This is a genomic window from Fibrobacter sp., assembly GCF_045131395.1.
GTDB lineage: Bacteria > Fibrobacterota > Fibrobacteria > Fibrobacterales > Fibrobacteraceae > Fibrobacter.
The window spans coordinates 360,355-381,273 of sequence record NZ_JBGUQY010000002.1 but is presented as its reverse complement, the minus strand read 5'-3'; the positions used below and the strand labels follow the sequence as shown (position 1 = coordinate 381,273).

Here is a 20,919-nt window from a genome sequence, read left to right as displayed (position 1 = left end):
ATGTTGCGCCTTGTAACGATAATCCTCCTTTGCGCAATGGCCTATGCATTTGCAGACCCCAAGGTTCTGCACGTGTCAACCATTCCCAGCAACGCCGACATTTACGTCGACGAGATTCGCCCCAACCACGCCAAGGCTCCGGCCTATATTTCTCCAGCAGTCATCGAAATTGCCGACGATTCCTTGGCAAGCGAAGTCCTGATATCCCTGTTCAATCCCGGTTTCATGGATACGACGCTTCGGGTAAGGTTGTCCCCCAAGGACACCTCCTACATCATTATTTCGCAGAGCCCCATTTCTGACGAAGACTTACTGGACAAGCAACAATCGGAGCTTTCGAAGCGCAAGCGGGCCAATTTCGGAAAGGGCCTTATGAAATTTTCACTTATACCCTTAGCCCTGGGCCTAGCCTCGGGAGCGGTCGCCTATTACGAAATCGAAAAGGCAAAAGACAGCAAAAAGACTCTGAAAAATTCCTCTATCGCTACAGACCGTTACCAACAGGAACTCGAAGACTTTAGGGATTACCGAGACAAGGCCAAAGTCGCCAAAGGCTTTAGCTACGCCGGAATCATTTCTGGAGCGGCACTATTTTCAATCGGTTTCATCTTATACTTCTAGGGCTTTATGAAAAAACTCATACTGACATTTGCACTCTTTTGGGTCAGCGCCGTTAGTGCCAGCGAAGGTATTCCGAGCCTTGTCGAATTGGTGACTGGCACCAAACAGGCAGCCCAGTTTTTGGGCGTCCAAAACGACACCGTAAGCCTTGGCGGAACCATCAAGGGAAAATTCACGGTTATCCGCATTCCGAAGAACCGGTTCAAGAGCATCGTAGACGAAAAGGGCAACGACCTTCTGAACGGCACAAGCGCCCCGGCAAAGGATACCATCGCACAGAATACTGTCCTGCAGGATTCCTCTGTCCAAGAAACGAATCAAGTCGAACAAGTGGCGGAACCTCACGAACCCACCTTCTTAGATTCGGTGGCCGGCAAGCACGTCTTTGTGGACTTCGAACGTCGCAATTCAGAATCTACTCTGGCAGAGCAACTGGAAAACCTGATTATCCGGTTACTTAAGGAATCCGGCACGCCCATTTGGTTTGTGAATCGCCAGAACTTCAACACCTGTACCGACGTAGCCTGCATCAAGGACTCCTTGAAGATTCACGGGGCTGCCTCTGCCTATATCGGACGCATTACCTCGGCAAGGACCCCGGACTCCATCGCAGTGCAAATGTCGCGCTACATCCTGGAAGATTCCACCAAGTCCGCCCCCAACACAGCACAGGTTAATTTATCCGCAATTCATGCCTTGACAGATGCCCTTTCCAAAGACAAGCTCCACCGTTTTGTTCTTCGTCTGCAAGGCGAAGCCATCCCTGCAGAAACATACAACAACAAGAGCTATGTACGCGTCGAAACCAACCCCGAAGGAGCAAACATTGTAACAAAGGGTAATGTCGACATCTGCAAAAGCCCCTGCACCTTTGTCCTTACCGACTCCACGAAAACCGATGTCTACGCTTACTGGGGCGTAGATCGCCAGCTATGGGGAGCCAAGTCCAGCGTCAAGCCCATTCCCGGGGACACCGCAAAAATTTCCTTGAAACTCAAGAGAGTCAAGCCGGAGCTCTTGATTCACACCAACCCCGAAGGAGCCTACATCTTTGCTGGTTCCGCCAAGGTTACTAAGAAAACCAAGCCCGTCGGAACATCACCCCGCAAATTCCAGATATACGACCCGGGCCTTTCTACGGTCCAGATCCGCATGGAAGGTTTCAAGGACACGACGCTTACCGTATTCGCCGCCCCCACCGAACTTACCGACGTAAACGTAAAGCTCACCCCCATTACCGACCAACGCGAACAACTCGCCCAACAGGAATGGCTCCGGGAACGCAAGAAGAACTTTATCGGCAAGACCCTAATAGGCTCTTCTATCGCCCCCATTCTCTTGGGAACGCTCATCATGTACCTCGGCACCATCGACTACGATGACGCCGACAGAATCAAGGAAGACCTAAACCGCCCCGCAGCCAGGGGTGAAAACTTCCAGGATCAGGCAGCCGAAAACAAGGACTTGATTGACAAAGGCGACAAGAAAATGATTGTCGGAGGGTCCCTATTGGGAGCCGGAATCATCCTATTGGGCGTCGGAATCGTTTTAAACTTCTAAAATCACCCGAAAATCGCACTAAAAAGCATATTTTATTTACACTTTATGTTCCACATTGCTAAAGAAAATTTAAATTTAGACTGATGCGTAAACTGTTACTTGTACTGACTTTATTGGCTGCAGCAACCCAAGCTGCAGATTTTGAACGAATCCACTGGCGAACCCAGCTCTATTTGCAAGGTGAGCCCGCCTTCCTGAATTTCAAGGCAGACAAAAATAAGACTCTGCTCGACGACGGTGTCGATGTGGACGTTCTTACCGTGCCGGTCTCGATCGGTTACCTGTGGTCGCCCTTGATCACCCCCTTCTGGAAGGCCGACATTCCGTTCACACTGTGGCTCGGTGCCGAAGTCAACTCCTTCCAGTTCGGAACGATTGAAGACAGCCCGAAGTACACCTTCACCGATGACGAAGGAAAGGAAAACAAGAAGAACCCGAAGGACGACGAGGAACTCTGGTTCCTTGCCTACGCACCGTCCCTCCTGGCCGGTTTCAGCTTCAACCTGGGTGGCGACTTCGACTTGCGCGTCTTGGGTGGCTACGGCTTCCAGTTCTTCACCTTCTACGATGACTTTGCCGGCAACACCAAGCAGCACACCGAAATGCTTCAGACGGGCTTTGTATCGGGCGCATTGGAATATCGCATTGGAGAATTGTTCCAGGACGTAGACTTCAAGATCGGTGTCAATGTCCGCAAGGAATTCCTGCCCTACGAAAAAGTCAAGGCTCGTGACGAAGATAAGGAAGGCAGCCCCTCGCCGTACTCCGGCCTCAAGTTCGACAAGATCGAATACAAGTGGCCCGTACGCGTCGGCCTCGAACTTTCTCTTGACTTCGGCCGCGAAAGCCGCCGCGACCGCCGCATGCGCTACAACCTGCATGACCGCGATGGCGTGCTCCGCAAGTACAGCGAAGTCAAGGACACGCTCAGCGACTGGGACTGCATGGCCATCGAACGTGACTACCGCTTCTACCTGGACGAAAACGGTGAGCTCCCCGACATGAGCGAAGCCTACACCCGTACACAGTTCGCAGACGTTCTTGAAAGCTTCCTCGCCTTCTGCCACCCGGCAGACCTGGCCACCAAGGAAAAGCTCTACGCCACCCTCGACAGCGGCAAGATCCAGCTCAAGGAATACCAGAGCGCCCAGGAAGATTCTCGTTTCGATCAGGTCATGGCAAGCAACGATCCCGAAATGCTGGAAATGTTCTTGCTGTACTACCCCGACTCTCCGCGTAGGGCCGAAGTGGAAGCCAAGCTCCGCGGTCTCGGCGAATACGACAAGTTCCGCGCCATCCAGGCACAGAACACCTTCAAGGCATACCTGACCTACTTGAACGACAATCCCAACGGAGCATTCCGCGACGAAGCCGAAACAGGAATCTTCGAACTGGTCAAGGCAGGCGGTCGTCTCAAGGATTATGAAATCTACCTGAAGCGCTTCCCGGACGGCAAGTACGTCGAAGAAGCCAAGGCCGCCATAAAGAAGGGTAATGTTTCTTCTGAAGAAACTTCGATCATCGAATACCAGACTGGCGAAAGCTACAGCGAACCGGAACAGCCGGCTGTAGAAGAACCCGCTGCTGAAGAAGTCGAAGAAGACGAAGAAGAAGTAAAGACTTCAAAGAACAAGAAAGCCAAGAAGGCCAACAAGAAGGCTAAGAAGGCCTCCAAGAAGCCGGCCAAGAAAGCCAAGAAGAAAAAGTAATCAGCAACCTTCCTAAGAATTTACGAACAGCATCCCCGGTAACCACCGGGGATTTTTTGTGCCATACCGGCAAATTCTATATTTAGCCCCATGAATAAAAAAATCTTTGTCCTTGCTCTCGTTACCTTGTTCGCAACCGTTGCCCTTGCAGAACCTGCAGTTGCCGACACCGTTTCGCAGGCCGCACCCGCTACAAAGTCCGCAGGCATTTACACTCAGATTATCGACTGGTATAACGCCCATTTGAACTATTGGTCTATCGCACTCTTGATGGCCATCGAAAGTTCCTTCATTCCCTTTCCCTCGGAACTGGTGGTGCCTCCTGCCGCCTACAAGGCCTTGCAGCCAGATTCAGGCTTGAGCATCGTACTCATCGTTATTGCCGCCAGCATGGGTGCCCTGGTAGGGGCCTACATCAACTACTTCTTGGCCAAGTTCCTGGGCCGCCCGATTGTCTACAAATTCGCCGACAGCCGTTTGGGACATTTCCTGCTGCTGGACGCAAGCAAGGTTCAAAAGGCCGAGGACTACTTCCGTGAACACGGCGCCATTTCGACTTTTGTCGGCCGGTTGATTACGGTTATCCGCCAGCTTATTTCGATTCCGGCAGGCATCGCCAACATGAAGCTTTTTCCGTTTACGCTTTACACCTTCTTGGGCGCCACCATCTGGAACTGCGTGCTGGCCGCCCTGGGCTACCTTGCTCACGGACAGAAGGACATCATCGAAAAGTACAATTCCGAGCTCGCCATCGCCTTGCTAGCCTTTGGCGCCCTATTTATCGGCTACATGGTCTGGAACGCCGTTAAGCCCCGCAAGAAATAAAATCCGAATTAAGTAGCCTCACGGATTTGGAATCACTAACGTGGTTCTTTTTGTAGGCATGAAAAAAGCTCCCTGAAGGGAGCTTTCCTTTACATCTGTTTAATTCAATTACTGTGCACCACAAGTAGCTGGACCATCCACAGTGACCGAGACTACTGCAGAACCGGAACAATCTTCCGGAGATAAGCTAACTACCGTATACCAGTCCTTTTTCATCGGCGTGCTGTTCACTGAACCTCCCACTGGGCCACTAACTCCATTGCAAAAGAAAGTTCTATTCATGCAAGCAAAGGCGATGACTACATTATAGGTTCCTTCACCCGGCAAGGAAATTTTTCCAGCATCCGTATTGTTCTTAATTACATACTCTACACCTTCGGTAACCTTAACGGCAGGACAGGCAACATCAATCACCGTATTGTCCGCATTGCCGACCTTCAATGTCGGAGCATAAGAAGCCGTTGCAGCCGTAAACGAATTGGTAAAGGTTACACCACCTTCAGTTCCATTCCAGTTATAGGTCAAAGGCGTGGATGCAGACGTACAGCCTGTCACAGACCAGGTAACATCCGGAGTCGTCATATAGTCAACCGAAGTTGCTTCCGTGGTGCACTTACACCCCGTAATCGGATCGCCATTCACCTGCAGCGGAGAACATTGAATCGTTTCGGTGCTTCCATCAGACATTGTTACAGTCAAAGATGCAGAGGCCTTGCCCGAATTGGCATAAGAAACCGCGACAGAAGTACTCGGAGTAGCATCAGTCGCAGGAGTTGCCCCGGCACCAAAATTCCAAGCATAGGTAGCCTTAGCAATGTCAATTGCCGTGTATCCAGAACTCATGTTGGGAGTGAACTTCCACTTAGCACTTGAACCCTTATCAATAGGGGTAGTCACAGGCGCGCACATACCGAGACCCGTTATTGGAACAAGCTCATCTTTCTTAGAAGAACTGGAAAAATCCACATCGATATAAACTACCGAAGAGGAACTCGGGGACGCTATATCGACCCCACTAGAAGAAGACTTTTTCGTAGAGCTAGAAGATTCCACGGTTTTCTTTTCGGGAATCCACTCCCCCTCTTCACAAGTATAAAGATTCTTTTCTTCCTTTACGTAGATTTCCTTGCCCTCGCGCTTAATGGAGCATTTAGGCAAGTCATCTTCAGTTTCCACGATATCGCTTTCAGCAGATTCTTCTACCCTCGATGACGAAGATTTTTCAGAAGATTTAGCCGAACTGGAGGAAGACTTTGAGGACTGTTTTTCACTAGAAACAGGAGTATCAGGATCGTCAGATTCCGATTCATCGTCTTCTGAAACCTGCTTGACATCATTGGAATTAATGACACTCTCGTCGCCGCAAGCCGTAAGAGTCAACAACGAAAGCGGCAGAGCCAGCAAAATACCACCGAAGAAAGGATGTTTCATAAAACCTCTAGCTAAAAATCTACACAACACAATTTATAATTTTCATTTACAATAATCAATGATCATTCTCACTATTACCGCGACGATTCCTATGGATACAAAAAAAGCTCCCCGAAGGGAGCTTTCATTAATGAATTTCAACAACTAGTTCCAACGAGCTTTACAAGAAACATCCGTACTAGCGTTCAAGTCAAAAGTACTCTTACAAAACTCAGCAGAAACCCCTTCACCAGCATAATATGAGCCAGTCAAAGTCGTTCCTGTACCAAGTTTAACAGTTAACGGACCGCCTGCAGTACATTCAAAACGACATTGTGTCAAAGAGGAGGGGCCCATAACAGTCACAGAATGTGTACCTTGAGGAATAGCAATTTCTCCAGCATCTCCGCTTTCCTTTATGGTATATTCCGGGCCTTCCGTAACCTTCACTGCCGGACAGGTGACATCGATGACCGTGTTATCGGAATTACCTACCTTCAACTTCGGTGCATACGAATCCGTGGCAGCACTAAACGAATTGGAGAAGGATTCAGAACCATCAGTTCCATTCCAATTATAGGCCAAAGGCATAGAAGCAGACGTACAACCCGTCACGGACCAGACAACATCAGGCGTTGCCGTATAGTCAACAGAGGTTGCTTCCGTGGTGCACTTGCAACCCGTAATCGGATCGCCATTCACCTGCAGCGGTTTACACTGAATCGTTTCGGAACCGCCACCAATAGTCACAGTCACAGATGCAGTGGCCGTACCCGAATTGCCGTAAGAAACCGCAGCAGACGTACTCGGAGTCCCATCAGTTGCAGGAGTTGCTCCGGCACCAAAATTCCAGGCATAGGTAGCCTTAGCAAAGTCAATTGCCGTGTATCCTGCATTCAGGTTGGGAGTAAACTTCCACTTAGTACTTCCCGTATTCTTGTCAATGGGGGTAGTCACTGGTTCGCACATACCGAGACCCGTAATAGGCACTTCTTCAGAAGAAGAAGACTGGTCTCCCAGAGGATCATCGTCCCTTCTCGTGATAGAAGAACTTGATGCATCAACAATATCGAACGGATTATTGTTCCTGACAGAAGAGGACGACTGCCCCGGGTTCGGTCCCGGATTGTTGCCGTTGTCATTCGAGCTCGGAGTCTCACCCGGGGTTTCGCCATTGAGCTCAGCAAAGTAGGGAGCGTATTCCATCTTGCAGAAATCATCCGCAAGACAATTGTCCAACCCTTCCTTTTTAAGGGCTTCTGCATCTGCCTCGCTCCCATACTGGTACTCGAGAGCCTCATCTTCAGTATTCCATTTGCTAATATTGCCTTCACCGCAAGCCCAGAAGGTTGCTCCGGCAACAACTGCTAACGAAATCCCAGCAACAAATTTCTTATTCATAATAAAACCTCTTTGGCTGAAAAATACATTATTCAAATTGAAAATGCTACAGCCGACCTAAAAATCGTGCTTAAAAGCACATATTTTTTGCATACAAAACAAGTTGCCAGCCGGCAAAGTAAACGGCAGTTTACAATGTGTTTAGACTCAACTTATATTGTATGGATTCCCGGCCACATGCGTGGCCGAATATGACATTTTAGCGGTTATTCTTCGTCTACCGATATCTTGCGCTGGCCGGTAATAAACTGGTGCACGTAGGGATTGCTGGTATTCTTGATTTCGTCAACCGTACCCACTTCGATAATACGGCCATTATACAGCATGGCAATTCGGTCAGCCACCTTGAAGGCGCTCACCATGTCATGAGTCACCACCACCGAGGTCACACCGAGCTTGCTCTGCATATCCAGAATCAAGTCGTTGATCACGTCGCTGGTAATGGGGTCCAGACCGGTAGTGGGTTCATCGTACAAAAGGATTTCAGGGTTCAAGGCAATGGCACGGGCAAGGGCCACACGCTTGCGCATACCGCCCGAAAGTTCAGAGGGCATCTTGGTACGGAATTCAGGCACCAGGTTGATCATCTTCAGCTTTTCGGTCACCACATCCTGAATTTCTTTTTCGCTCATTTCCGGATGATGTTCGCGCAAGGCAAAGGCGATATTTTCGCCGGTGTCCATGGAGTCAAAAAGAGCCCCCATCTGGAACAGCATACCCATCTTGCGGCGAATGGTATGGGTGTCAAAGAACTTGGGCGTACTGATTGTCACGCCATCCACCGTCACCTCGCCACCATCCGGTTGCAAAAGCCCAATCATGTGCTTCAGAATCACGGACTTGCCGCCACCGGACTTACCGATAATCACCATAGTCTCGCCACGGCGAATATCCAGGTTCACGTCGCAAAGAACGTCCTGCGGGCCAAAGGACTTCTTAAGCCCCTTAAGGCGAATAGCGATATCGTTTGGGTCTATTTTTACGTTAGGCATAGGCGAATGTGGAATGTGAAATGTGGAATTAAAAATTAGAAGAACAGTATAGCGTCCAGGACAAAGTCAGCGATCAAAATCATAAGGCAGCTGGAGACCACCACACTCATGGTAGCAATTCCCACGCCGCGGGCACCCGCCTTGGCATTGACGCCGTGGTAGTAACCCAACAAGAAAATCAAGGTTCCGAATACAAAAGACTTGAGCGTACCCGACCACAGATCCATGGAGTCGAACAGATACTGCATACCTGTCACGTAAGTGTAAGTCGTAATATCAAGGCCGAGCACACAAACAATCCAGCCACCGATAATACCCAAGGCGTTAGAGATAATGGTCAAGCAGGGCACCATGGTAAAGAAGGCCACAAAGCGCGGCATGGCCAAATAGCGGTAAGTATCGAGGCCCAGCACCGTGTAGGCAGCCAGTTCCTCTTTTTCTTTCATAGAGCCCAACTCCGCAGCAATAGCGGAACCCACTCGGCCCGAAAGCACAATGGCCGTAAGCAAGGGGCCAAGCTCAATCAGAATCATCTTACAGGCGGCAGTACCCACGAACTTATCGGCCACCAGGTTGTGGAATTCGAACTCGGCCTGCACCGTAGCCACCATGCCCGTAAAGATAGACGTCACGAACAACAGCGGGAGCGACGACACGCCAATAGAAATCATCTGCTTTACGATAAGCACCGGATTCTTGTGGATAAAGCGCAGCTGCTTAAGGGTATTCAACAAGATGCAAATGACTTCGCCAATAGCCGAAATACCGGTTACGAGAACCTCGCCAAACCAGATAAATGGGGCTAACAGTAACTGCATCTAAACTCCTTAATAACTTCCGAAATCGGTTGCGCCCATGTCGCCGGCATCGTCGTAGGCATAGGCTTCGCCGCCGCCTTCCCCTTCGGGAGCGGCATCGTAGAAAGTGGTGTATTCCGGAATGAAGGTCATGGGAATGTCCTTCACCGAACCGTTACGGTGCTTTGCCACAATCAGTTCTGCAGTATGCTTGTCTTCTTCGCGGTGAGTCTGCACGAACTTACGTTCCACGAACCACACCATGTCGGCGTCCTGTTCGATAGAGCCCGATTCACGCAAGTCCGAAAGCTGCGGGCGTTCGCGGCCCTTTTCTTCGACTTTACGGCTAAGCTGCGCGAGAGCAATCACCGGAATCTGCATTTCCTTGGCAAGAATCTTGAGGCCGCGGGAAATAGCACCGATGGCCACGGCGCGGTTTTCTTCCTTGCCCGTCTTCATGAGCTGCAGGTAGTCAATAATCAACAAGTCCAGCTTGCCCTTGCGCTTGAGCTGACGGGCCTTGCTCATGAGTTCCATAATGCCGAGGTCGGCGTTATCGTCTACGTAGAGCGGAGCCTTTTGAATGGGCGTCACGGCAGCAATCAGTTTTTTCTTTTCGTCGCTATTGAGGTAGCCGTTGCGGAGCTTGCTCTGGTCAATCTGGGCCTGCGAACAAAGCAGACGCTGGGCCAGCTGCACGCCATCCATTTCGAGGCTGAAGAATGCCACGTTCTGCTGGAAGTTGATGGCCGCATTCGCCGCAATGGTAAGTGCGAAAGACGTCTTACCCACACCGGGACGTGCCGCCAAAATAATCAAGTCGGACTTTTGCAGACCGTTGGTCAGTTCATCCAGTTCAGTAATACCTGTGCGAATGCCCGTGATGCCATCCTTGCGGTTATTCAGGCGTTCCAAAAGAGGATTCACAAAATCCTGGATGGGTTTCAAAGAATCACGAATCTGGTCGGTTGCAATGGCCATGATATCGCGTTCAGCCGACTGCAAAACTTCTTCAGGTGCTGCCGCCGGATCCATCGCATTCTTGATTACTGCAGACGAAGACTTGATCAGCTTGCGAAGAGTCGACTTCTTGCGCAAGATTTCAATATGCCAGTCCGCATTGGCCGAAGAAGCCACCGATTCCATGAGTTCGAACAGATATTCGCGACCGCCCACCAACTGGAGCTTGTTCATGGTCTCGAGTTCTGCAGCAAGCGTCACCAGGTCAATCGGAGTCACGTTACGGTTGAGCGAGCAAAGGGCAGTCCAGATGAGCTGATGCTTTTCCAAGTAGAAAAAGCTTTCATCCTTAATAATCATGATGGCGCTACCCATCACATCCGGATCGCGCAAAATACTTCCAAGCAGGCAACGTTCAGCATCCAGGTCCATGGGGACCTGGCGGCCTTCGTAAGAATTCTGTTGATTTTCAAAATCAGGCATCGTCGCCATCCATAATAATCTTAAGTTCTTTCAGTTTACGCCACAAAGTCGCGCGGCTAATTCCCAGGCGCTTGCAGACTTCAGTGCGGTTACCGTTGCACACGCTCAGGGCACGCAAGATGTGCCTGCGTTCCATTTCTTCGAGCGACAAAAGTTCACCATCCCCATCGCTTTCGGCGGCAGGTTTCTTTTCGGACTTACCACTTTCAAAAGAGATTCCCGGCAGTTCCACCGATTCCGCTTCGATTACCTGGGGCTCTGCATTATGTTCGCCCTTGATATGCGGAATCGCCATGGTCTGTTCCCGGGCGCAGTTCTGCACTTCTTCGGGCAAGTCTTCCAGACGAATTACCCCGCCTTCGGCCAGCACGGTGGCATGCTCGATAATGTTTTCCAGCTCGCGGATGTTGCCCGGATAAGAATACTTGGTCAGCGCATACAGGGCCGCCGGTTCAAGGTCTACAATGTCCTTGCCCTGGGCATCCTTGTTTTTCAAGATGAAATACTTGATCAGGTTCGGCAGCGCTGGCTTGCGTTCGCGGAGCGGCGGCAAAAGCAAGTGGAAGGTATTTAGGCGGTAGTAAAGGTCTTCGCGGAAACGACCTTCTTGCATGGCTTCCTGCAAGTCGCGATTCGTTGCAGCCAGAACGCGCACGTCCAAGTACTGCGGTTGGGTGTCGCCCACCCGTCTAATTTCATGGCTCTGCAAAAAGCGCAAAAGCTTGACCTGGGTGGCCGCAGAGAGCTCGCCCACTTCGTCCAAGAAGAGCGTTCCGCCATTGGCAGATTCAAACAGGCCCTTCTTGTCGGCGGTAGAACCGGTATAAGACCCCTTCTTGCTACCGAAGAGTTCACTTTCCACCAGGTTCTCGGGAATGGCACCGCAGTTTACCGCCACAAAAGGTTCGGCGGCACGCTTGCTATAGCGGTGAATCACGTTAGCCAGGAATTCCTTGCCCGAACCAGATTCGCCAGTAATAAGAACCGTACTGTTGGTAGGAGCCACCTTGTATACGGTCTTCAGAATCTTGCGCATCTCGGGAGTGTTCCCGAGAAGGCCGTCCAGCACCTGGGATTCCATGAGCTGGTTGTTGGACTTGTTTACAAGCTGGGCCCGCACCTTTTCCGCAGTCGATTCCAACTGAGAAATAGAAATAGGCTTTTTAAGGAACGTATTCGCACCGCGGGTAATAGCCGCCGCAGCGCCCTGCCAGTTGCGGTCATCGCAAAGCACAAAGATTTCGATGCCCGGGTGGCGCTCCTTCAAGAAGCTCACCATATCCATGTTGTCTTGCATCAAAAAGGGAACTTCGATAAACGCCAGGTCTATCGAATCCTTTTTGACGATGGGCATTAAATCACTCTCGCGGGTACAGGCGAACAAGGTCGTTCCTGCAACCGACCAAGAGTGCTGGATATCGTCGATAAATTTCTGATCTAAATCCGCGATCAGGATATTCATCGCGACCTACTTACGAATGGCTCTTGATGATTTCTTCGACCTTCGCACGAAGGGCTTGCAAGTCCACAGGCTTGTTGAAGGTTGCCGCGGCATCGAAGTGCTGGGCAGTCATCAGGTAGTCTTCGGCAGAGGTACGGCCACCACCGCTCACGGCGATAGTGCGGTCGCTCATGTTCAAGCGACGCAAGTCCAGAATGACTTCGTAACCATCCACATCCGGCATAATGATGTCGGTAATGATCACGTCATAGGTCTTGTTCTGGTAAAGAGTCTTGGCTTCTTTACCATTCTTTGCCGTTTCAACATTGTAGCCCTTGATTTCAAGAGCGGACTTGAGCATCAGATTGAACTGCTCATCGTCATCGATAATCAGGATAGTAGGCACTAGCCCTCCTTCGTTTCAGTTTCCATTGGCCAATATAGATAAAATGTAGTTCCTTCACCCAATGTTGTCTGCACTGTAAAATAGGCATTGCCCTCTTTTAACAGCCTTAAAGCCGAAGAAAGGCCCAATCCCAGGCCTTCACCAGGGGCCTTAGTGGTAAAGAACGGTGCAAAAATGCGTTCCAGAGTGCCAGAATCCATACCCGTACCCGTATCGGAGATTTCGAACTTGGCATAGTTACCCGCAGGTACCGGCGGAGCGTAAGGTGTCACCAGCTGGGTTTCCAGCGTTTCAGGGTACAGCTTGAAGGTCAGGGAACCGCCCGTCTGCTTCATGGCAAACAGGGCGTTGTTGGCCAGGTTACTGATAATGCGGTCAAGGGACGCCACAATACCGCGAACCTTGAGGCTCTTGTCCAGTTCTTCGCTGTGGACCTTGACGTTAGGCGGCAAGGTCAAGGAAATCTTGCGGACCACGTCCTCAATAATCATGTAGGGCGAGAACACAATGGCAGGGGTAGCCGCATTTGCATTGCCGCGGATAGCGTTCAGCAATTCGTTGAGAGAATCCTTTCCGCGCTGGGCGGCCTTCTTCGCTTCCGAAATAAAGGTGTAAACCTGCGACTGCTTGTCTTCGATAACCTCTTGTGCAATTTCCAAGAAGCCAAGCTGCGAGCCGAGAATATTGTTGTAGTCGTGGGCAAACGCACCGCAAATGGTACCCAGTTCTTCGAGGCGAGAATGGATGAACTTCTGTTCGCGCAACATGTTCCGTTCGTATTCGAGCCTGCGCTGCTCGGTCATGTCGACCTTGAGGCAAAGCGTCTTGTATGGAGCCTTGCCCTGCTGAATAATCGGGATATACATGTTGTCGAAGGTCTGCACCAGTTCGCCCAAACCCGTAAGGCGGTTCGCCTCGTCCTGGGAAATTTCCACGCCATCCTTGTCTTCGAAGGAGGTGTTGACCCTAACTTCGCCCTTTTCACGGGCTTCCTTTTCGTATATCGAAATGTCTTCGTTATTGTCGCGGGCACCTTCGCGGGAGCCACGCTTTGCAAGATCCAGCTGGTTCTGTTTCTGGTAAACGCCCAGCTCGCTCTTGTACCACACTCTAAAGGGGAGCGCGTTAATCAAGGTGTTCAGCACGTTTTCTTTTTCAGCCTTGATGGAAGCTTCCTTGTTCAATCGGTCCTGATAACGCACCAGGTCGTGGGTATATTCCACGTACTGTTCGTTCAGGGTCTTCAGGTTCTGTTGCAGCAACAGGGTCTTGGACTGGTCCGTAAAAAAGGCGATGTTGACCATTGTCAAAAGGGTCTGCCGGCACTTGAAGAAATAAATCTTCATCACGTGGGTTTCGCCGTTAATATTCATGCGGACATCGCTGTAAACCGATTCCCTGAAAAAATCCAGGTTCGGCGGCAAGACATTCTTAATGGACTTTCCGCACAAATTAATAGACGACTGACCTAAAAGCTTAGACGCACCGTGGTTCACCGCCTTGATTCGTCCAGCATCGTCGTAATAGATAACGCCGTCTTCGATCTTGGTAATCAGCTTCTGCAAAAACCAGGAGGCTCCCAAATCACGGAATCTGGCCGACGTATAATACTGGCCGCATAGCAAGGCCAGGAACAACGTCAGGAACTGGTGCCACACAAAGAACTGGAACCCTCCATGCCATGCTCCAAAATCCTTGATAACGGGAATCACAAAGTCAAACAGGACAGCAACGATCAGGCACAAGGTAAAGCTGCCGGCCATATAGGCCCCTGTATACTGCACCGTCAAGTCCAAAGAGTGAATAGTCCCGCGCAAAAGCTGGTAGATGATAATCAGGCAGGGGGGTAAAAAGAACAGCAGGTAGACAACGGTAAAGGTCTTGAAAATCGGAAGCCCATCAAAGGGATGGAAACCGAACAAGTCAAATTCAGGCACCACATTGGGACAAAAGACAAACACGCTGGTAAGTGCCAAAATGACAAAGGTTCCCACAAAGCCAGACATGGTCTTAAAAATCGTCCGGCGAGTGTACAGAACCAGTTCGCCCATGTCATAAACGGCAACACCCACGCGCACCCAGCATAAAGCCTGCAAGCCAAAAAGAAGCTGGCGGCCAATGTAGAGGTTCGACTCGTCAGGGGTCATGGGCCCACTGAAAAAGATGATGCCCAAAATGCTACAGGCGTTCCAGGCGATGTTTGCAAGCACCATGATGCGCAAGGGTTTCGGCAAACGGCGTGCCGTCATCTTGCGCTCTAGCAATACCGGGTAATAAAACGATACAATAAGGGCTAGTACCGAAAGCACCAAAAGGTATGGAGAATCGGAAAACAAGCTCTCAGACATTTTATTTTACCCGCTTGACACCAAATGTGGACGTTTTATCGTAGGAGTTCTTGTTGCTGAACTTATCCGCATTTTCAGAATTGGGGTTCGCAACGAACATCGTTTCCATTTGCAATTTATAAATATAAGCGCCCGTGGCAACAGCCCTACCCTTTTCAGACTGGATTCCGACCTGGGTATTGGCCCATTCCACGTAGAAAACAACCTTACCCGACGAAGAAAGGTACTCGGCGGAGGGCACAACGTATTTACCCGACACTCGGTTCACGAAGCTACCCAGGTTCGTGTAAATAGGCATATCGTAGTTGACCCGCAGGCTATCCCAGGCAGCAGGATCACCACCCGCAGAACCACGAGGCACGGTCATCTCAATTTTCCAGATAGCACCCTGAATGCTGGTAGTATCGATACCCTGGGCAATTACCTGACCGTCACGAATCAAGTCCAGCTTGCGGGTTACAGGGTTCAGCACGTACAGGCGCATATTATCCTGAGCCGGCACCTGAGTACGGAACTCGCCACCCGAACGAGCCACACCGCTTTGGGCAGCTTCGTTTTGCATGGTCACGACAAACTTGATCTTCGGATCGCCAGCACTCATAATCGGAATCCACGGAGCATTCGTTGACGGCATGTTGTCCAAGGCATCTCGCAGAGCGCTAAATTCCTTCGGTTGCAAGCGCACATAGTCGCCATCACTTACAGCAAGGGGACTCTTCTTGTCATAAAACGCGTTCATGCCCATCTTAGATGCCGAAATAGACAAAGTCCGGACAGAATGTTTGTAGATGGCCGTATCACTGTCAGAAATCTTTTCGCGATAGTACACCAACGAAGAATCCGTGACATTCACCGGTTCACTCAGGTCAAGATTAAGGAAATCAATCTCATCGGACCTAGACATGTCAACGGAGGCCGCCACAATCACAGGGCCCACCAAGTCTTGCCCTAATACCGAGTTCATTTCGTACGAAGCGCCGGCGCCCAAATGCTGGGCCACAAGGCCTGCACCCGAAACCAACATTCCCTTGAGCGTACCTTCGTAAGTACCTCCGGTAACGCCATAGCTAAAGGGCGAAGACAGGCTAATGGTTGCCGTCATGCCATCTGCTGCATAGACCGGAACAGATCCTGCCACCCAGAGGGTTTCGGGAATCTGAATGCCGAACACAAGGGAAAGGCTATCCGGGTAATGCTTCGGATCTATGGGACGTTCGTATTCAATGTAAATGTATTCGGCAGAGCCGTCTTCGTCCTTATCCGAGATAGAGGCATATGTCATAGGCACCGGCAGCAGCTTTAGCGTAATGGGAAGCTTGGGCTGGCCGCAAGTAGCAGAGACCTCGTTACCGCTCTTGTCCTTAATGACACCGTTTGCCAACAGCTGGGCAAACATGCCTTCGGTCACCACGGAATTGCCGTTTGCATCAAAATCCACCTCGAATTCCCACACGTTCATGGCATCATTGTATATCTGCGAGAACCTGACCGAGGGTTCATTCACCTTGGAAGTGCCATTCGTAGCGAACAGCTGCACCGGCCAATCGGTACCCGGAGCCGAAATCGGCTCACTAAACTGCATGTACACACGGTCGCTCTTCGCCGTATCTAGACGTTCCAGCACAGCCACCGCCAAAAGCGTCGGGGCGACACCGTCCTGGTAGAAGTCGGTATGGCTTTCGACCGAGCCGTTCACGTTGGAATACAGCGTAATGGAGCCGCTGGGGTCGGTATTGATAGAGGTATCCTTGATGTTGGCCTTTACCAACAGGTCCCTGCCACTAAGGCTAATGACATCGGTGGAGGTAATGGTGTCGGCACCATACACAAAGCTCACCGACTTAAAGGACTGCTTTTCCTGATACTCGTTCGAAAGAGTAATGCTGATGGCGTCAGGCACATTGTCGCAGTCCGTATCCACCATCTTGGCCACATCAATAATGGGCCAGGGCGGAAGTTCCTCGATATTCAGCTTTGCATAGGCCGCATCATAATCAAATTGAGTCGATGTCCCCGCCGCTTTCGCAAACAAGGTTGTCACCAGGACTTCTTCGGAACTGACATAGAATACGGCTTCGCCGTTCACCAACTGAATACTGGTGATAGGAATCGTTGCCGTCTTGGAACTCCAGAAATGAACGTTTCCAGAAGTCGTACCCAGTTCAAGAGAAAGACTTACCGTATCCAAAAGCTGGGCTAAAGAATCCAGCAGGTAAACATGGACTTCGACCCTCTTGGGGTTCGAAGGATCCGATGTCCGGTAAGTGGTGTAAGCGTTCTTGTCGAAAGCGAGGATCCGTTTTTCCAGCGGCGTAGTAATGGTATCGATTTCTACATTCGAACGAACCACGGCGCAAGCGCAATCGTACTGATTTTTGCCCGTATAGCCCGGCATGCCAGCCACATGATTGTGCCAGCTCACCCATTCCATGTAGTTGTTACCGTAAGCAAGGGTCGTATCTTTGCCAAAAATAAAGGAATCGGTACGGGTTCCGTTATCGTACACAAAACTCTGCGGTTTGCCGTTCATTTCCAGGTCATCCAGAATCCCGGTGGGCGTCACCTTGCTGGAACCTTCATAAGTGGTCTTGTAGTCTTCTTTTTCGATAGAATAGTACGGGCTCTTAAAGGGCTTTTCAAAATCGAGAGTAACCGTGCGGTGTACCTGAGGTCCGTTTTCCGGCGTATAGTCCGGGCCGTAGCCAAAGATATGCTTGCCATGGTAATAAACAGTCACGTAAGGGTCTCGGGTAAAGGCGGCCACTTTTTCTCCGTTCGCATCATATTCCAAGTCAGTCGTTTCGGACAACTTAAAGTACGGTCCGTTCTTGAGATTAATCCCTTCGAAGTATTCGGGATCATCACTAGCCGTATGAGGCCTAATCGACCACCCATTTTCAAAATCCTTAAATGTTCCCGATTCAAACTTAAGCTGGAAAATCATACGACCGGAAACAGTAAGCGTATCCTTAATCGTTATTGGCAAATAGTAGCTAGAGCCTTCCAATTGCGGGGTTCCATAGATAAGTCCGCCCTGCTTTATCGAAGTCATCTGGCCAGTGCCCTTCCAGTTCTGGCTCATATTAGCCCATTCAACGGTTTTAATATTGGGATTATCACCTAAATAAAGTCTTACTTCAAAATCATAGAAGTCCAGGGTGTCGCTATTCGTCAGCGTCACCCAGAATTCAAAGCAATCCTGCCAATTGGAACAATCGGCCTGGTAACTACTGGGCTTGATGAAGATGGCAAGATCCGCATAAGACGCTTCGTTTTCGGTAGTAAAGCTGTAGCCGGCACCACCATTGTCTTCTTCTGACATGCCCGAAGACACCGTAAAGTAATAAGTGGTTCCTGCCTTAAGATTCGTAAGAGTCACCTCGTGGAACAACACCGCCCCATCGCTTGACACCTGGGTTTCATTAAGCGCCGACATCGAGGTTCCGTAATTCACCACGCCATTGGAACGAATATCGGTCCACCAGTAAATCTTGGCACTACGGTTATCAACCTGGCAAATTGTCACACCGCTAATGTTGGGCTTCACATTGGTCATGGTAAATTGATACCATTGCCCATGATTGTCATCGGTAGAAATATTGCGTTTGGTATCCATTCCTTCCAAGAAGAAGTAGTAGGTCTTGCCCATTTCAAGACCTTCGAGCGTCACCTCGCCGCCCTTAGAGGCCGTTTCTTGCTGCACGGACTTGGCTCCCATCTTGTCGGGAGTCGTATTGTAGAACACCGTCACGAGTGCAACTTCATTGGCATCCCAGCTTACAATGGCAGAAGTTTCGGTAATCGGAGTTCCCTGAATGTTACTGAACAAGGGACCATCATAATCAGGCGGAAGCGACTGCGCCAAGCTCTGCGCCGGAAACAGGAACTGAGCCGAGAAATCAATACAGGTCTCGGTCGATGTATACTTTTCCCAGTCTTCAATCAAGGTCTTGTCTGGGGCACGTCCACCCATCAAGGCACCAATAGGGCACCTGTATTCATAGGGCATGGCACCGGCATTATAGCCATCGGGGTTTGCCGAACGGTTATGCGGATGCTGCGGGTTCTTGTCACCAGCACCCATCAAGAGCGAAATATCCCAAGGGTTTGCACCCAAAACATAGTACATATTGTCTAGAGCTACCTTCAGGTAACCTTCGTCTTTCGTCAACTCGTACAACAGGAACACAGCAACTGCAGACCCCATATTGTAGCGCATCACGCCCCAGTCGAAGCTTGTCCACACCAAGTTATATGGAGGGCCGACATGAAGGCTAGAAGATCCTTCGCGAGGTTCGGCATCGCCTGATCCCGGATAAAAAACAGCAACGGAGTCATAAAGTACCCCCCCCATTTCAATTCCACTTGAGTTGGTTTGAACTTGCTTACGGAAGGAAGCCATCACTCGCTTAGACAACATATCCCGTTCCTTTTGGGATATATTGAATTTTGTTTCATATTCAGGATCATTCAAAATCAATTTCTGCATAGCAAACAGGACATAGGCGAAAAGGTTCTGGTAGTCAGTGGCCCACGAGTTATTAAAACCGGATTCCATAGCCATCACCCCTCCCTCAAAGAAGGCCAAATCATACTTGGCATGGGCATTTGAATCCAAGTCCTTGTTTTTATATAAATCATAAGCATAGGACGTGTCTCCGGTGGCATACCAAAGCGATACTGCGGCAGCGGCGACATCGTCTTCGCAAAGGCCCATGCCAGAATAGTAGCCCTTTCCTTCAAATTCAGGATTCTTGTGGCGATAGGTCGTCGCCTTACCCTTTCTCGCACAACCATCAGAACCAGAATAATTTTTGTATGTCGGCATCACAATTTTCGAATAAATGGTCTTTGCCGCATTAAGAAGAGAATCTGCATAAACCGGATTATAAGGTTTGATACCAGCAGCCACATTCGCCAATGTCGCTGCATAGATACCAGCCACATTCGTACCAATTCCACTGATAACAAAACGATCCGGGCCGCCCTTCGTTCGCTTCTGTTTGTCTTGACGCTCAGGCAAATCCCAGTATTCATGATCATAATCACTCATGCCCACGGTATGGTACATATCGCCCTTTTCAATTAGGCCGTCTTCTACCGACGCATTATAGAGTTTCATAATGTAATCCGTACCGACTTTGGCTTCCCACAAAATATCCGGATAGCCATCCGGTATGGTATCGCCATAAGAATGGCCAAAGCGGTCTTCAGCCTTGTCCTGATATGTCAAGTAAACCAGGGAAAGCACATAAGAGGTATAGCCCACTGTTTCGGCGACTTTAAAGTGGTCACCGCAGTCATGCCAACCACCCGTCAAGTCCCGTCCAATTTCAGAGCCGTCTTTCAAATGGCACGGTGCATGGAAATGCGAATTGGTATTGCCGCAACGCTGAATGCCAAAGAACATCAGGGACTTTTCAAGAATTGAATTATATATAGACGGGTGAATATGGAATGTTGCCGAAGTATCGCTCCCTACTACCACAAAATATTCACCCGGCGAACTTGGAGAAAAGCCCGTAAAGTCCGCCCTATAAAGCGCTTCTTTTTCAGTACTGACAGAATCCAGATTTCCGAACGTATAAAGATTATCCAACGAATTAAAGGCACCCCTCACCCAAATGTTCGGTTTAATGACGCTGGGGGTAATCAAGCTTAAAGAACCACTCCAAGCCTCGGCACCGCTATTGGCGTCAATCAGCTTGAACTTGGTATCCGACGGATCTGCCACGTAGGCGTACTTGTAATGATCCGGCCTATAGCCAGCCTGGTTCACGCGAATGACTCGACGGTTATAGACATTCATCGAATCAAGATAGCGACGGCTATGCACCTTGTCGGTACGGTCAATGTCAGGCAATGCATCCGCCATGGCAAAGTCCACGGCAAGGAACATCAACAACAAAACTGATTTTAATACGTTCTTCATAATCTTACTTATCCTCCCACAAACAATTATAAAA

13 protein-coding genes are annotated in these 20,919 nt (G+C 50.0%); 4 read left to right on the top strand and 9 right to left on the bottom strand.

Translation table 11 applies throughout. The features are described from left to right. The 4 genes from ACJMNB_RS01620 to ACJMNB_RS01605 all read left to right on the top strand — a co-directional run bounded on the left by ACJMNB_RS01620 (position 1) and on the right by ACJMNB_RS01605 (position 4,715). Positions 1-621, top strand: coding sequence for a hypothetical protein (locus tag ACJMNB_RS01620; protein ID WP_405338311.1), 621 nt, complete (start codon positions 1-3; stop codon positions 619-621). Between the two features lie 6 nt (positions 622-627). Then, positions 628-2,181: a hypothetical protein gene (locus ACJMNB_RS01615; protein WP_405338309.1), complete on the top strand. Its 1,554-nt coding sequence runs from the start codon at positions 628-630 to the stop codon at positions 2,179-2,181. Between the two features lie 83 nt (positions 2,182-2,264). After that, complete coding sequence (locus tag ACJMNB_RS01610) at positions 2,265-3,890, top strand: tetratricopeptide repeat protein (RefSeq protein WP_405338307.1); 1,626 nt, start codon at positions 2,265-2,267, stop codon at positions 3,888-3,890. Between the two features lie 90 nt (positions 3,891-3,980). Next, on the top strand, positions 3,981-4,715 hold the full coding sequence (locus ACJMNB_RS01605; protein WP_405338305.1) for a DedA family protein: 735 nt from the start codon (positions 3,981-3,983) through the stop codon (positions 4,713-4,715). Between the two features lie 108 nt (positions 4,716-4,823). Here the strand turns inward: ACJMNB_RS01605 and ACJMNB_RS01600 are convergent, their stop codons facing one another. The 9 genes from ACJMNB_RS01600 to ACJMNB_RS01560 all read right to left on the bottom strand — a co-directional run bounded on the left by ACJMNB_RS01600 (position 4,824) and on the right by ACJMNB_RS01560 (position 20,885). Then, a complete protein-coding gene (locus ACJMNB_RS01600; protein WP_405338303.1) occupies positions 4,824-6,146 on the bottom strand; it encodes a hypothetical protein in 1,323 nt (440 codons plus the stop codon). Between the two features lie 144 nt (positions 6,147-6,290). After that, the gene (locus ACJMNB_RS01595; protein WP_405338301.1) at positions 6,291-7,526 is read right to left on the bottom strand and encodes a hypothetical protein; all 1,236 of its coding nucleotides are present in this window, start codon (positions 7,524-7,526) and stop codon (positions 6,291-6,293) included. A 206-nt stretch (positions 7,527-7,732) separates the two neighbouring features. After that, a complete protein-coding gene (locus ACJMNB_RS01590) occupies positions 7,733-8,518 on the bottom strand; it encodes an ABC transporter ATP-binding protein (protein ID WP_405338299.1) in 786 nt (261 codons plus the stop codon). 35 nt (positions 8,519-8,553) lie between these two features. After that, positions 8,554-9,336: an MlaE family ABC transporter permease gene (locus ACJMNB_RS01585; protein ID WP_405338297.1), complete on the bottom strand. Its 783-nt coding sequence runs from the start codon at positions 9,334-9,336 to the stop codon at positions 8,554-8,556. Between the two features lie 9 nt (positions 9,337-9,345). After that, positions 9,346-10,758, bottom strand: a complete 1,413-nt coding sequence (gene dnaB, locus ACJMNB_RS01580; protein ID WP_405338295.1) for a replicative DNA helicase — start codon at positions 10,756-10,758, stop codon at positions 9,346-9,348. Beyond that, complete coding sequence (locus ACJMNB_RS01575; RefSeq protein ID WP_405338293.1) at positions 10,751-12,220, bottom strand: sigma-54 dependent transcriptional regulator; 1,470 nt, start codon at positions 12,218-12,220, stop codon at positions 10,751-10,753. Before ACJMNB_RS01575 ends, dnaB begins: the two co-directional genes overlap by 8 nt. Before the next feature lie 10 nt (positions 12,221-12,230). Next, positions 12,231-12,605, bottom strand: coding sequence for a response regulator (locus ACJMNB_RS01570; RefSeq protein ID WP_073056863.1), 375 nt, complete (start codon positions 12,603-12,605; stop codon positions 12,231-12,233). After that, the gene (locus tag ACJMNB_RS01565; protein ID WP_405338290.1) at positions 12,605-14,854 is read right to left on the bottom strand and encodes an ATP-binding protein; all 2,250 of its coding nucleotides are present in this window, start codon (positions 14,852-14,854) and stop codon (positions 12,605-12,607) included. Before ACJMNB_RS01565 ends, ACJMNB_RS01570 begins: the two co-directional genes overlap by 1 nt. A 100-nt stretch (positions 14,855-14,954) precedes the next feature. Continuing rightward, positions 14,955-20,885, bottom strand: a complete 5,931-nt coding sequence (locus tag ACJMNB_RS01560) for a glycoside hydrolase family 9 protein (RefSeq protein ID WP_405338288.1) — start codon at positions 20,883-20,885, stop codon at positions 14,955-14,957. Between the last annotated feature and the right edge of the window lie 34 nt (positions 20,886-20,919).